At 60.9% G+C, this 13,913-nt stretch carries 12 protein-coding genes; 2 read left to right on the top strand and 10 right to left on the bottom strand.

Annotation, left to right across the window (positions count from 1 at the left end; all coding sequences use genetic code 11):
• The first annotated feature begins 16 nt into the window (after positions 1-16).
• On the top strand, positions 17-1,411 hold the full coding sequence (locus GPA25_RS18000; RefSeq protein ID WP_169261792.1) for an undecaprenyl-phosphate glucose phosphotransferase: 1,395 nt from the start codon (positions 17-19) through the stop codon (positions 1,409-1,411).
• Positions 1,412-1,497: 86 nt separating this feature from the next.
• On the opposite strand, the gene clpB is transcribed toward GPA25_RS18000, so the two are convergent.
• A complete protein-coding gene (gene clpB / locus GPA25_RS17995) occupies positions 1,498-4,077 on the bottom strand; it encodes an ATP-dependent chaperone ClpB (protein WP_169261791.1) in 2,580 nt (859 codons plus the stop codon).
• 298 nt (positions 4,078-4,375) lie between these two features.
• Here clpB and GPA25_RS17990 point away from each other — a divergent pair, with 298 nt between their 5' ends.
• Positions 4,376-4,885, top strand: a complete 510-nt coding sequence (locus tag GPA25_RS17990) for a phasin family protein (RefSeq protein ID WP_169261790.1) — start codon at positions 4,376-4,378, stop codon at positions 4,883-4,885.
• 121 nt (positions 4,886-5,006) lie between these two features.
• Here the strand turns inward: GPA25_RS17990 and moaE are convergent, their stop codons facing one another.
• The 9 genes from moaE to GPA25_RS17945 form a co-directional block, all read right to left on the bottom strand.
• Positions 5,007-5,462 (bottom strand): molybdopterin synthase catalytic subunit MoaE, encoded by a 456-nt coding sequence (moaE, locus tag GPA25_RS17985; protein ID WP_169261789.1) that lies wholly within the window; start codon positions 5,460-5,462, stop codon positions 5,007-5,009.
• A gap of 3 nt (positions 5,463-5,465) precedes the next feature.
• Entirely contained in the window at positions 5,466-5,720 is a 255-nt protein-coding gene (gene moaD / locus GPA25_RS17980) for a molybdopterin converting factor subunit 1 (RefSeq protein ID WP_169261788.1), read from the bottom strand.
• Positions 5,721-5,724: 4 nt separating this feature from the next.
• Complete coding sequence (locus GPA25_RS17975) at positions 5,725-6,930, bottom strand: molybdopterin molybdotransferase MoeA (protein ID WP_169261787.1); 1,206 nt, start codon at positions 6,928-6,930, stop codon at positions 5,725-5,727.
• A complete protein-coding gene (gene mobB / locus GPA25_RS17970) occupies positions 6,905-7,420 on the bottom strand; it encodes a molybdopterin-guanine dinucleotide biosynthesis protein B (RefSeq protein ID WP_169261786.1) in 516 nt (171 codons plus the stop codon). The genes GPA25_RS17975 and mobB overlap by 26 nt, the downstream gene beginning before the upstream one ends.
• Before the next feature lie 46 nt (positions 7,421-7,466).
• Entirely contained in the window at positions 7,467-8,807 is a 1,341-nt protein-coding gene (locus GPA25_RS17965) for a hypothetical protein (RefSeq protein WP_169261785.1), read from the bottom strand.
• A 35-nt stretch (positions 8,808-8,842) separates the two neighbouring features.
• Positions 8,843-10,798 (bottom strand): DNA repair helicase YoaA, encoded by a 1,956-nt coding sequence (gene yoaA, locus GPA25_RS17960; RefSeq protein ID WP_169261821.1) that lies wholly within the window; start codon positions 10,796-10,798, stop codon positions 8,843-8,845.
• Positions 10,799-10,858: 60 nt separating this feature from the next.
• The gene (gene zapE, locus GPA25_RS17955) at positions 10,859-11,971 is read right to left on the bottom strand and encodes a cell division protein ZapE (protein WP_169261820.1); all 1,113 of its coding nucleotides are present in this window, start codon (positions 11,969-11,971) and stop codon (positions 10,859-10,861) included.
• 85 nt (positions 11,972-12,056) lie between these two features.
• The gene (gene lpdA / locus GPA25_RS17950; protein ID WP_169261784.1) at positions 12,057-13,487 is read right to left on the bottom strand and encodes a dihydrolipoyl dehydrogenase; all 1,431 of its coding nucleotides are present in this window, start codon (positions 13,485-13,487) and stop codon (positions 12,057-12,059) included.
• Positions 13,488-13,566: 79 nt separating this feature from the next.
• Positions 13,567-13,913 (bottom strand): 2-oxo acid dehydrogenase subunit E2 (locus GPA25_RS17945; protein ID WP_211163200.1); only part of this gene is annotated, 347 nt, incomplete at its 5' end.

The following is a 13,913-nucleotide window of genomic DNA, read 5'->3' as shown; positions in this document are numbered from 1 at the left end:
AACGATGGCTTTTACCATGTTTGCATCGACATACAAACAGGGCACGGTCTGGCGTGGTACCTTTTCAGCGGTCCGTACAATCGAATCCTTCCTGGATCCGGTGGTTGCCATTGCCTTGCTGTTTGCCGTCGCCGGAGCTTATGGCGAACGCTTCGGTCCGCCGTACGTGATCCTTGCTCTGATCGCTTTTTCGCTGACCTTTCCCGGCGACTTTCACCTGCGGGAGCGACCGCGCCGCATGGTGCGCAATACCCTGTCGAGCTGGATCTGCATGGCAGCAATACTTCTGGCATTTGGCTATGCGAGCGGCTACGTGCACTACTTTCCACAGCGGATGATCGCGGTATGGCTGGCAACGCTGCCGGCGGCTTCGCTGCTGATGCACGCATGCGCACGAAGACTGCTGCCTCGTATAATGGCGCTGGACGGCAACCAGCGCCGCGCGGTGGTCGTGGGATGCAACGAGACTGGACTGCGCCTGGCGCGCGAGTTTGTTCAAAACCCCTTCAATGGCGTCAGCTTTGCCGGATTTATCGATGACCGCGGTCGCGACCGGCTCGAGGGGGTGGGTGACGCACCTATTCTGGGTAGGCTCGATCAGCTGTCGGCGTTCGTCAATGCAAACGCGATCGATCATATTTATCTGGCGTTGCCGATGGCGAGTCAGCCGCGCATCTTGAAACTGCTGGACGACCTGAAGGATACGACCGTATCGATCTTCTTCGCGCCCGACATCTTCCTTACCGATCTCATCCAGGGACGAGTCGACCACGTTGGCGGGATGCCCGTTGTGGCAGTCTGTGAGACGCCCTTCACCGGATTCGACGGTTTCGTGAAGCGAAGCTCGGACATCGTGCTGTCTATCCTGATCCTCACCTTGATTTCACCGGTGATGCTGGCAATTGCTGCAGCAGTGAAGCTGAGTTCGCCGGGGCCGGTGATTTTTCGGCAGCGACGTTACGGGCTCGACGGCAAGGAGATCGTTGTCTACAAGTTTCGCTCGATGACGACTTGCGACGACGGCAAGGAAGTGAAGCAGGCGACGCGCAATGACCTGCGCATCACGCGGGTGGGCGCGATGCTGCGCCGAACGTCGCTGGACGAACTGCCGCAGTTCATCAACGTGCTCCAGGGTCGCATGAGCATCGTCGGCCCTCGCCCCCATGCGGTGGCCCACAACGAGACCTACCGCAAGCTGATTACAGGCTACATGGTGCGCCACAAGGTGAAGCCGGGTATTACCGGCTGGGCACAGGTGTGCGGTTATCGGGGCGAGACCGAGACGATCGGGAAAATGGAAAAGCGCATCGAGCACGACCTGGAATACTTGCGCACTTGGTCGCTCTCGCTCGATTTGTGGATCATCATCAAGACGGTGCTGATGGTTCTGCGCGACCGCAATGCCTATTGACTGAACACCGGGGCGCGCCATCGCTTGACCGCGCCCCCCGGTGCTACTGCCTTTTCCCGCTCAGGCACTTTCGTGCCCCGTGGTGTTCAGGCTTTGGCAAAGCTGATGTGCCCCTTCTCGACGTCGACGACGACCTTGTCCTTGGGTGCGAACTGTCCTTCGAGGATAGCTTTGGCGAGCGGATTTTCGATCCGTTCCTGAATCGCACGCTTGAGCGGACGGGCGCCGAATACGGGGTCGAAGCCGGCGTTTGCCAGCTCAGCCAGAGCGGAATCGGAAACGTCCAGAGCCATGTCGAGGCGTGCCAACCGCTTTTCGAGATACTTCAACTGTATGCGTGCGATGCTCGCGATGTGCTTTTCGTCGAGCGCATGGAACACAACGATCTCGTCGATCCGATTGATAAATTCCGGACGGAAATAGCTCTTCACCTCGGCCATCACCGCAAGCTTGATGACCTGGTAGTCATCGCCGGACATCTGCTGGATCATCTGACTACCAAGGTTCGAGGTCATGACGATGACTGTATTCTTGAAGTCGACCGTGCGCCCCTGACCGTCGGTCATCCGCCCATCGTCGAGCACCTGCAGCAGCACGTTGAACACGTCGGGATGCGCCTTCTCGACTTCGTCAAAAAGAATGACGCTATAGGGTTTGCGACGAACCTGTTCGGTGAGATGCCCGCCCTCTTCGTAACCAACGTAGCCCGGAGGCGCGCCGATCAGGCGTGCGACCGAATGCTTCTCCATGAACTCGCTCATGTCGATGCGGATGAGGTGTTCTTCCGAGTCGAACAGGAATTCCGCGAGCGTCTTGCATAGCTCGGTTTTGCCAACACCGGTGGGGCCGAGGAACAGGAAGCTGCCATAGGGACGGTTTTCATCGGACAGCCCTGCGCGCGAGCGGCGAATGGCGTCGGCGACGAGGCGCACCGCCTCATCCTGGCCGACAACGCGCTGGTGCAGGCGGTCTTCCATCTTGAGCAGTTTTTCGCGCTCGCCCTGCATCATCTTGCTGACCGGGATGCCGGTCGCGCGCGACACGACCTCGGCAATTTCCTCGGTACCGACCTGAGTGCGCAGCAGTTTGAATTTGCGCTCACCGCCCCCCGCAGTTTCAGCCGCACTGAGTTGCGCTTCGAGTTGCGGCAGCTTGCCGTACTGCAGTTCGGCGAGTTTGTCGTATTGCCCTTTGCGCTGCATTTCGGCCATCTGGGCGCGCAGCCTTTCGATTTCTTCCTTGATGTGCTGACTGCCCTGCACACTCGCCTTTTCCGAACGCCAAATCTCGTCGAGATTGGCAAATTCGCGCTCGAGCTTGTCGATTTCGTCGCGAATGAGCAGCAGGCGCTTCTGCGAAGCTTCGTCGGTTTCTCTCTTCACCGCCTCTTGCTCGATCTTGAGCTGAATGAGACGGCGTTCGAGCTTGTCCATGACTTCCGGCTTGGAGTCGATCTCCATCTTGATGCGTGCGGCAGCCTCGTCGATCAGGTCGATTGCCTTGTCCGGAAGGAAGCGGTCCGTGATGTAACGGTGTGAGAGTTCCGCCGCGGCAACGATCGCGGGGTCCGTAATATCGACGCCGTGGTGGAGTTCGTACTTTTCCTGCAAACCGCGCAGGATGGCGATGGTGGATTCCACGGAGGGTTCGTCGACCAACACCTTCTGGAAACGCCGTTCAAGCGCCGCGTCCTTTTCGATGTATTTGCGGTATTCATCCAGCGTGGTTGCGCCGATGCAGTGCAGTTCGCCGCGAGCGAGGGCGGGCTTGAGCATGTTGCCGGCGTCAATTGCGCCTTCGGCCTTGCCGGCCCCGACCATCGTGTGGAGCTCGTCGATGAAGACGATGATCTGACCTTCTTCCTGGGCAATTTCCTTGAGTACTGCCTTGAGCCGTTCCTCGAACTCGCCGCGATACTTCGCACCGGCAAGCAGCTGCGCCATATCAAGCGACAACACGCGCTTGCCCTTCAGAGTTTCCGGCACTTCGCCATTGACGATGCGCTGAGCGAGGCCTTCGACGATGGCGGTCTTGCCGACCCCCGGTTCGCCAATTAGTACCGGATTGTTCTTGGTACGACGTTGCAGGATCTGGATCGCACGGCGGATTTCGTCGTCGCGGCCAATCACAGGGTCAAGCTTGCCGGCGCGGGCCCGCTCGGTGAGATCGAGACAGTACTTATTCAGCGCCTCGCGCTGTCCTTCAGCATCCTGGCTACCCACCCCGGCTCCACCCCGCACTGCCACAATGGCGGCCTCCAGCGGTTTGCGCGATAGTCCGTGCTCCTTGAGGAGACGACCGGTATCTCCCTTGTCGTCGGCGAGCGCAAGCAGGAACATTTCACTGGCGATGAACTGGTCGCCGCGCTTTTGCGCTTCCCGGTCGGTAATATTCAGGAGGTTAGAGAGGTCGCGTCCGATCTGCACCTCGCCGCCGTGACCTTCAACCTTGGGCAGCCTGGCGAGCGCTTTATCGAGCGCAAGCTTGAGTGGCGGCACATTAACACCGGCGCGCTGCAGCAACGACACAGTGCCACCGTCGTCCTGAGCCAGCATTGCAAGCAGCAGGTGCAGGGGCTCGATGAACTGCTGATCGTTGCCGACCGCGATGCTTTGTGCGTCGGACAGTGCCTGCTGGAACTTGGTGGTGAGCTTGTCAAAGCGCATGGCGGGAATCCTTTGTAGCTGAACGGGTTGTGACCGAAGATGGGGACGGCTGACGCCGATTCAACTGGCAAATTTCAGACTGACTACTGCTCATTGTGGGCAATGAGCGCACAGCATATTTTACAAATTGGCGCTTACGCTATTGCTGCAACGCACCATCCATGTTGAAATAATCCGGATTGACCTGCAGCGGGGCGCTGAATGACTCCTCATGTGCTATGTTGCAGGAATACCCTTAGGCGCAGCTTTGAGCCCCAGGGAAGCATTAGATACTTAACAGCGCTCGTGGAGGAAGAACATGGCGACCAAGCAGGATCAATTCAACGAAATCCAGAAGAAAAACCTCGAAGCGGCAATGCGTCTGGCGCAGATGTCGATCGAGAACTCGCAGCGCATCATGGAGCTGCAGGTTGCCACGGCCAAGAGCCTGTTCGAGGAAGGTGTCGAGAACGCGAAGGCCTTGTCGACCGCCAAGGATCCGAAAGACTTGCTGGCTCTGCGCTCGCAGTACGCTCAGAGCACGACCGAGAAGATGCTGGGCTGCGCCCGCGAAATGGCCGAGTTGGCCAGCCGCACTCAGGCCGAGGTCGGCAAGCTGGTCAGCGAGCAGCTGTCGAGCGGCGGCAAGGATGTCTTCGAAGCCATGCAGAAAATGTTCTCCGGGATTCCTATTACCGATCAGAACGCGATGTCGGCCATCCAGACCGCGATGGACACGACCCGCTCGGCGTTCGAGCAGATGGCACGTGCTTCGACCGACGCGTTCCAGATCTTCAATCAGCAGACCGGCACCAAGGGCAAGAAGTAACGCCCCGACCGGCGCAAATACGGCGCCCGCGGGCGCCGTATTTGTTTGTACTTGAGAAAAATTCAGCCCAGCGGATGACGCGTGCCTGCCGCGACCCGAGTATCCCCGTTTCAGCTTCGCCTCACTCTTTCTCCCAGCGGGCAGCGGCGCTATCGTCGCTGTCTCTAGCATCGACCCAGTGCGCCCCCTCGGGTGTTTCTTCAAGTTTCCAGAACGGGGCGCGGGTTTTCAGGTAGTCCATGATGAATTCGCAGGCGGCGAACGATTCGCCGCGGTGTGCACCGGCAACGCCAACAAACACGATGCGATCGCCCGGCTCCAGCCGCCCAAAGCGGTGAATCACGCGTACAGCGTAAAGGCTCCAGCGCGCCCTGGCCTGCTCGACAATTTCTTCAAGGGATTTTTCGGTCATCCCCGGATAATGTTCGAGCGTCATTGCAGCGACATTTGAGCCGCCGCTGATATCGCGCACCAGACCCACGAAGCTCGCCACCGCACCGACCTCGTGCCGGTCCTGCGACAGCGCAGCGATTTCGGCCCCTACATCAAAATCAGCCTGTTGCACGCTTACCGACATGGTTCAACCTCCCGTCACTGGCGGAAAGAACGCAATCTCGTCACCGGGGACCACCGAATCGCTAGCGCTAGCCATGCGCTGATTGCGCGCAGCGCGCACGTTGCGCCCTTCAGCCAGCGCGTTCCAGTTGTCGCCGCGCTCCGCGAGGAAGTTGCGTAGTTCACCAATGGTCGAAACGCCGGACGGTAGCGAAAAGTTTTCCTCGGCACACCCTAGGGCGTCTTTCAGCGAAGCGAAATATAAAATTTTGACAGTCATGATTTCAATACATTAATTCGCTGTATGGCAGGAACCGGACCGTCTGCCCGTGCCCGACGGGTGTGTCCGCCGCGACATCCACCAAGCCGTCGGCCCAGACAATCGATGACAGTGCGGCGGCCCCTTGATGGGCATGGATCTCGACGCCTCCCGCATCATTGACGCGCGCACGCAGAAATTCGCGCCGCCGGTCGGGTTGCGGCCAGTCGAAGTCCGCACGCAGGTTGAGCGCGCGCGGCTTCACCGTATTCGCCCCTTGGGTCGCGAGGATGAAGGGGCGGACCATCATCAGAAAGGTCACAAAGCTCGACACGGGATTGCCAGGCAGGCCGATGAAGGCTGCCGACCCCACTCGCCCGTAGGCAAGCGGTTTACCGGGCTTCATGGCGATCTTCCAGAGATCGAGCGAACCTTCGGCTTCGACAGCGGGTTTGACGTGGTCTTCCTCACCGACCGATACGCCACCGCTGGTGAGGATCAGCTCATGCCCTTGCGCAGCCTCGCGCAGCACCGCACGGGTGGCATCGAGGCGATCAGGGACGATACCGAAATCGCTGACTTCGCAACCCAGCTGTTCGAGCAGCGCGCGCAACTGGAAGCGATTGGAGTTGTATACCCCTCCCGGAGGCAAGGGCTCACCTGGCATGACAAGCTCGTCACCCGTCGAGAACAGGGCGACACGCACGCGTCGGACAACCGCAAGCTGAGCGATGCCAACCGATGCGACAAGGCCGATTTCCTGGGCACGTATGCGAGTGCCCGCCGCCAGGATCACTTCACCGGCAGCGATTTCGCTGCCTGCCTGGCGCACCGCCTCACCCGCACGCGGCAGATGGTTGATGATCACCGCATCGTCCTGATGTTCGCACAATTCCTGCATCACGACAGCATCGGCGCCCGACGGTAGCGGCGCCCCGGTAAAGATGCGTGCCGCCGTGCCGACCCGCAGGGGGTGGCCGACACTGCCCGCCGGTATGCGTTGAGAAACAGGCAGGCGGACACCGACTACGGAAACGTCGGCGACACGTACGGCGTATCCGTCCATGGTGGAGGTGTCGAGTGCTGGCACCGAGATCGGCGAACAGACATCCGACGCGAGCACCCTGCCCTGCGTCACCAGGGTATCGGCCATCTCGATTTCGCGGATCGGTCGCGCCCGGGATAGCAGGGTCGCGAGCGCCTCGTCAAACGACAGCATGTTTGGATTCATAACGAGGAACGTAACTCAGGATGAAATCGGTAATTGAGGCAGCATCGTTGAGCGGCAGCACGGGCAGCGGGCACTCGATCGGGGCATTGCTGGCGACGGCAACAACGTGCGGATTATCTGGCCATAACGGAGGCTTGCCATGCGCCGGTCGGTGCACCTCGACTTTCGGCACCGCAGCAGCCTTGAACCCTTCGATCAGCACCACGTCACACGGTGACAAGAGGCGCAACTGGTCTTCCAGCGTCGGCTCCGCAGCCCCGCGCAGTTCATGCATCAGTACCCAGCGCTCGCCCGACAGCATCAGCACCTGGGTAGCGCCGGCTGCACGGTGGCGATAAGAGTCCTTGCCGGGGCGATCAAGATCGAATCCGTGGTGGGCATGCTTGATGACTGACACCGAAAGCCCGCGGGCAGAAAACTCCGGAATCAGCGTTTCGATCAGCGTGGTCTTGCCGGAGCCGGACCAACCGGCGATGCCGAATATGATCATCGTGCGAATACCGCGTTGGGAGACATCTTGGAGAATACAACAGTGATCAGGTCTGCGTGCACGGCAAGGCGACCACGGCCGCGAATCCGCCTCCAGGGGTGCGGAAATTGGTGGTCTGCCCGCGATAAAGGCGTGCCGCCGCAAGCTGCATTTGCCCACGATAGACATACGCACGCAGATCCATCTTTAGATCGGTCGGTACGCCCCCCACGGACAGCCGACGGGCGCTGGGCGGCACGAGTTGCTGCGCAATGTAGTCGCCTGCGAGGATCGACTCGAACACGCTGCGGGTAAGTTTGTCGCCACGGTACGCTGCACGGCTACCGAAACCGCTTGCCGGCTTGAAGAACAGGCCGCGTCGCTCGCGCCAGAGCATTTCGGCGTCATCGGGCCACACTCTTCGGGTTGTCGGGATGCCTGCGGCGAGGATGGTGCGCGTACGTGCATCCACCTCGAGCGTCTGAAGCAGTTCATCGTCACACAGCAGCGCAAGGTTGCGCTTGTCCGCATAAAGCGCATGCGCGCGCGGATGGGGCGTTATGACTGCCGACTGCGTTCGCCAAGCATCCGCCAGAGCGGCGTGTTGCACTTCGCTCAGGCCGAAATCGGTCAGCCGATTGTACACAAGGTCGACGACCACGTCGTTGAGCCACAGTCGGTCATCGGCGAAACGCAAGACCGAGGGATCGCAGATATAGGCGACGAATCCGCGACGCTCGAACAAACGCTGGAACAGCAGGAACTCAGGCAGCAGATACTGCGTCTGCGGTTCATGATCGACGATCGCAATCGTGCGCAAAGGCGCATCGCCTCGCACGGCGCGCCATTCAGCGAGAAACATGTCCATGAAGGCGCTTTCCGGATCCGCCGGACTACCCGCGGAGACGGCAGCTTCCAGCGGAGCGACTTCGGCGCAGCACGCACGCTGTGCCCGTGCAAGTGCGACGTTGAGCAGCCCTCCGCCGGCATTGGTGTTGATCTCGATGAGCTTCGGTCCATCCGACCCAAGATGGAAGTCGTAGCCGAGAAACACGCCTGCCGCCGCACTCTGAATACGCGCGTTGGCGGGTGCCTGCTCAAGCACTCGCGACTGCCACGCCGGCAGTGACACCACGTTTTCCACCGCAGCAACGACATCGGCGATCCGTTCAAGATGCCGTCCAGCGACAAAGGCGACGGAATCGGCAAACAGGTGTGGGCGCGTGGCGTTGATGGTCGCCAGCAAGGCGCCATCGCGCGGATCACGCTCCAGTTCCGCCCGCAGCCGCTCGTGATCGAGCGAAACGCACTGGCACCCGCGATTCAGGCGTTCCGCGACATCCAGGCAATCACCGCCCGCAAGGGCTTGCAGCAAAGGGTCGCGTTCGGTATTGAGCGATGCAGTCATGGCGACACCTCTGGAATTGTCGGGCCTGACGCGCTTCAGGTTGCCGCGGGGGGAGGAAGCTGCTCGAGGAAGGCAACGGCATCAGCCTCGACACGCGTTCGCCGCATCGGCGGCAGGCTGCGCCACACGATCTTGCCGTACTGCTTGTCGATCATGCGCGGATCGCAGATGCACAGCACGCCGCGATCGCGCTCGCTGCGGATCAGCCGGCCGGCCCCCTGCTTCATGTTGATTACCGCCCGCGGCAGCTGGTAGTGCATGAACGGATTGCGACCACTTTTCTGCAAATGATCGACACGGGCGGCCAGTACGGGGTCGTCGGGAGGTGCAAACGGCAGCTTGTCGATGACAACTAGCGACAAGGCATCGCCGGGCACATCGACCCCTTCCCAGAAACTCTGGCTGGCGACAAGGACGGCATTCCCGAGGCGGCGGAAGCGCTCAAGCAATTCTGTACGTGAGCCCTCACCCTGCAACAGCAGTGGCAACTTGTCGCCGGCGCGCTCGAGGCCATCGGCGATCAGACCGTGGATGCGTTTCATCGCGCGTAGCGACGTGCACAGCACGAAGGTGCGCCCTCGCGCGGCCCGGATAAGTGGCATCGCGGTGCGCGCGACCGCTTCGATGTAATCGGGATGATTCGGATCGGGCATTCCGGTGGGCGAGTAAAGTAAGGCCTGTTCACCGTAATCGAACGGGCTACCCCATACCGCGGTCATCGGCGGCGGCTCGAGCCAGCTCAAGCCGAGCTCATTGCAGTAATGGCTGAAATCCTGGCCGACCGCGAGCGTCGCCGACGTAAACACCCATGCACGCGGATGGCTTTCCAACTGGCGGCGGAACACGCCGGACACATGCAGCGGAGTGGCGTTGAGGGCTGCAGACTGGCTGAACACCTCGATCCAGCGGATCAGTTCCGCGGAATCCGGTGCACGCCAGCGGGCAAGGCGCTCCTGGATCTCGCCGGTGCGACGGAGGCAGTTCGCAAGCCCTTCGGATCGCTCTGCCTGTGTCCCCAGAATCTCGCCGAACCGGGTCAGCTCGTCGCCCAAGGCTGCGACACTCTTGTCGAACTCGGGCACGGCGGCCGCTTGGGCGGCCGATAGTCGCGCGGGCTCGGCACCAAACGCGAGCCGCAGATCGCGCGCGGCCTTTTCCAATGCACGTGTCGCGTCGATCAGCTCGCGGCAGTCGCGCGCACCGGCGAGGGTCTCGGACCGCGTATCGCGGGCGAGCTCGAGGAGCTGCGCGGTCGACACGTTTTCGCCGAAGAACAGGCTCGCCGTCTCCGGCAACTGGTGTGCTTCATCAAAGATCACCGCATTGCACGATGGCAGCAATTCCCCCATACCCTCGTCGCGCAACATCACATCGGCGAAGAACAGGTGGTGATTGACCACCACCACATCGGCATCCATCGCCGCACGACGTGCGGCCAGCACGAAGCATTCCTTGACGTTGGGGCACTCCTGACCGAGGCAGTTATCGCGCGTGGAGGTGGCCGCGATCCACGCAGCGGAATCCTCGCGCACCGCCGTACACTCGGCCTTGTCGCCGGTCTGCGTGGTCTGGGCAAAGCGCGTAATGGCGCGCAGATCAGCCGCGTCCTGCGCAGTCAAAAAGCGTCCGTCTCGCGCGTTGCGTTCAAGATGATAGGGGCAGACGTAATTCGCCCGGCCCTTCAGGAGTGCAATCGATATTTGCACCTTCAGCGCCGCACGGACGGTTGGAAGATCACGATTGAATAGCTGATCCTGCAGCGTCTTCGTCCCCGTCGACAGGATGACCTTGCCGCCCGACAACAGTGCCGGCACCAGATAGGCGAAGGTTTTGCCTGTACCGGTACCGGCCTCGGCGACCAGCACGCGGTTTTCCTTGAGCGCCTCCGCAATCCGCTGTGCCATGTCGTATTGCTGGGCGCGCGGTCGAAACGAAGGAATGGCCGCTGCTAGTGGTCCATCAGGAGAGAAGGCGGTTTCGAGATCGTTCATCGGATGACGTGCGCGCAGCCCGATCTGCCCGCGCAGCGCGGCGACGGCCGACCACATCTACTATTCAACGCGATGCGCCTCGGCAAGGTAGTCACGGCTGCGCATTTCAATCAGACGGCTGACGGTGCGGACGAATTCGTGCGCGTTGTGCCCCTCAGTATAGAGCTCTGGAGCTTCGACTTCGGCACTCATGATCAACTTGACGCGATGGTCGTACAGCACATCGACGAGCCAGGTGAAGCGTCGCGCCTCGGAGGCGTTGCCGGCGGTCAGGCGCGGCACACCGGAAAGAATCAGCGTGTGATGTTCCCGCGCGACCTCGAGATAATCGTTCTGCGAGCGAGGACCACCGCACAGAGTCGCGAAATCGAACCAGATGACTCCCGGCGCATGTGCGAGCACCGGGAGTTTGCGCTCCAGCAGTTCAATCTCCCCCGCAATGGCTTCACAACTGGACAAGCGACGGAAGTCCTCGCGCATCTTACGATCCGCCACCGCCCCTCCCGGAACAAGGTAAATCTCGATCTTTTCCAGTGTGCGCAGCCGGTAGTCGGTACCGTGATCCACCTCGACAACGTCAAAGCGGCGCTTGATCATCTCGATTGCAGGCAGGAAATTGATCCGCTGGAGGCCGTTCGGATACAGGCCATCCGGCGGGTAATTCGACGTCATCACGAAGATGACGCCACGCGCAAATAGCGCGTCAAGCAGACGCCCAAGGATCATCGCGTCAGCGATGTCCGAAACGTGAAACTCGTCGAAGCACAGCAGGCGCGTCTGGCGGGCCACCCGATCGGCCACGCGCTGCAATGGATCTGGCGCGTTGTTGAAGTTCTTCAGATCGTTTTGCACTTCCTGCATAAAGGCATGGAAGTGCACGCGGCGCTTGCGCCGATAAGGCACCGCATCGAAGAAGCAGTCCATCAGGAAACTCTTGCCGCGCCCCACCCCCCCCCAGAAATACAAACTACGCGGCAAGTGCGCGCGCACGAATAGCTTGCGCAAGGTTCCACGACGCGCCGCCTTGAAGCCGACCAATTCGGTATACATCTGCTGCAACCGCTGCGCAGCGGCGCGCTGTTCCGGGTCGGATTTATAGCCACGGGCCTTGAGCTGCGCCTCATAGGCGTCGAGCATCCCGTGCTGAGGAACATTGAGAGCGCGGTGGGACATGTAGGACTGCCTGATACGAGAATCAAAACGAAACAAGGGGTGGTCGGGATTATCCCGCGCCACCCCTCTTGAGGCTAGCTGCCGATCAGAAATGCAGCGGACGCTTATCCACCGCCAACGCGGCTTCGTGCACCACTTCCGACAGCGTCGGATGAGCATGGCAGATACGCGCCAGATCTTCAGACGCGGCACCGAATTCCATCGCCACGACGGCTTCGGAAATCAGCTCCGAGGCATTCGCGCCAATGATATGCACACCCAGGATGCGGTCGGTCTGCGCGCAGGCCAGCATCTTGACGAAACCGGTCGGATCACCCGAACCCAGCGCACGGCCATTGGCCATGAACGGGATCTTGCCCGCACGGTAGGCGATGCCTTCGGCCTTGAGTTGCTGCTCGGTCTTGCCGACCCAGGCAATTTCCGGCGAGGTGTAGATCACGCCGGGAACGGTGTCCATGTTGCAGTGACCCGCCTGACCGGCGATGATCTCGGCGACCATCACGCCCTCTTCCATCGCCTTGTGCGCGAGCATAGGGCCACGCACCACGTCACCGACGGCATATACATTCGGCAGGTTGGTTCTGCAGTGCCCATCGACGACAATCTGACCGCGATCGCTGACGTTCAGCCCGACCGCCGCAGCATTCAGACCATCGGTGTTGGGCACCCGGCCGACCGAAACGATCAGACGATCGCACTCGAACTTGGCTTCCTTGCCATCCTTGTCCGTATAGGCAAGCGACACACCCTTCTTGCTAACTTTGGTTTCGCCGATCGTCACGCCGGTCTGAATGTTCAGCCCTTGCTTATTGAATACTTTCAGCGCTTCCTTCGCGACGTCAACGTCGGCAAACGACATGAAATCGGGCAAGGCTTCGAGTACAGTCACTTCCGAACCCAGACGTCGCCACACCGAGCCCATTTCGAGACCGATCACTCCGGCGCCGATCACGCCCAGCTTCTTCGGCACGGAATCGAAATCGAGCGCGCCGACGTTGTCGCAGACGATCTTGTTGTCGACCGGGATGCCGGGCAGATGACGCGGCTTGGAGCCGGTAGCGATGATGATGTGCTTGGCTTCGACGGTCTCGGCGCCGACCTTGACCACATAACCGCCGGCACCGTTGCCTTCGAAGCTGCCGTGACCGGCGAGGAAGGTTACCTTGTTCTTCTTGAACAGGCCTTTGATGCCGCCGGTGAGCTGGTCCACGACCTTGTTCTTGCGCTCGATCATTACCGGCACATCGATGCTCACTTTGCCGCTCAGCTTGATACCCTGGGTCGGGAAGGCGTGCTCGGCCTCCTCGAACAGGTGCGAGGTATGCAGCAAGGCCTTCGACGGGATGCAGCCCACGTTCAGGCAGGTGCCCCCAAGGCGCGGCTCACCCTTGGGGTCAGCGTACGGGTTGGACTCGGCGCATGCAGTCTTGAAGCCCAGTTGCGCAGCACGAATCGCCGCGACGTATCCGCCCGGTCCGCCACCGATGACGAGTACGTCAAATTGCTTGTCAGCCATTGTTTACTCCGGAATATGGAAAAGCGTGGCGAACCGCCCGGACGCGATCGCCCGAGCGGTTCGCCACGCAGTATGTGAATTACACGTCGAGAATCAGTCGTGCCGGATCTTCCAGCGCGTCCTTCATCGCCACCAGGCCGAGCACCGCTTCGCGCCCGTCGATGATGCGGTGGTCGTAGGACATCGCCAGGTAGTTGATCGGGCGGATGACGATCTGGCCGTTCTCCACCACCGGGCGGTCCTTGGTGGCGTGGATGCCGAGGATCGCCGACTGCGGCGGGTTGATGATCGGCGTGCTGAGCATCGAACCGAACACGCCGCCGTTGGAGATCGAGAAGGTGCCGCCGGTGAGCTCGTCGAGCGTGAGCTTGCCGTCCTTGGCCTTCTGGCCGAACTCGGCGATCTTCTTCTCGATGTCGGCGATCG

The organism is Aromatoleum diolicum (assembly GCF_012910955.1).
Lineage (GTDB): Bacteria > Pseudomonadota > Gammaproteobacteria > Burkholderiales > Rhodocyclaceae > Aromatoleum > Aromatoleum diolicum.
The sequence above is the reverse complement of the archived record's forward strand: the minus strand, read 5'-3'. Positions and strand labels throughout refer to the sequence as shown.

Excerpts from the sequence above, each read along its gene's own strand:
- mobB (WP_169261786.1), bottom strand. The coding sequence starts at position 7,420 with ATGATCATATTCGGCATCGCCGGTTGGTCCGGCTCCGGCAAGACCACG.
- moaE (WP_169261789.1), bottom strand. The coding sequence starts at position 5,462 with ATGTCGGTAAGCGTGCAACAGGCTGATTTTGATGTAGGGGCCGAAATC.
- zapE (WP_169261820.1), bottom strand. The coding sequence starts at position 11,971 with ATGTCCCACCGCGCTCTCAATGTTCCTCAGCACGGGATGCTCGACGCC.
- yoaA (WP_169261821.1), bottom strand. The coding sequence starts at position 10,798 with ATGAACGATCTCGAAACCGCCTTCTCTCCTGATGGACCACTAGCAGCG.
- moaD (WP_169261788.1), bottom strand. The coding sequence starts at position 5,720 with ATGACTGTCAAAATTTTATATTTCGCTTCGCTGAAAGACGCCCTAGGG.
- GPA25_RS17990 (WP_169261790.1), top strand. The coding sequence starts at position 4,376 with ATGGCGACCAAGCAGGATCAATTCAACGAAATCCAGAAGAAAAACCTC.
- GPA25_RS17965 (WP_169261785.1), bottom strand. The coding sequence starts at position 8,807 with ATGACTGCATCGCTCAATACCGAACGCGACCCTTTGCTGCAAGCCCTT.
- clpB (WP_169261791.1), bottom strand. The coding sequence starts at position 4,077 with ATGCGCTTTGACAAGCTCACCACCAAGTTCCAGCAGGCACTGTCCGAC.
- GPA25_RS18000 (WP_169261792.1), top strand. The coding sequence starts at position 17 with ATGTTTGCATCGACATACAAACAGGGCACGGTCTGGCGTGGTACCTTT.
- lpdA (WP_169261784.1), bottom strand. The coding sequence starts at position 13,487 with ATGGCTGACAAGCAATTTGACGTACTCGTCATCGGTGGCGGACCGGGC.
- GPA25_RS17975 (WP_169261787.1), bottom strand. The coding sequence starts at position 6,930 with ATGAATCCAAACATGCTGTCGTTTGACGAGGCGCTCGCGACCCTGCTA.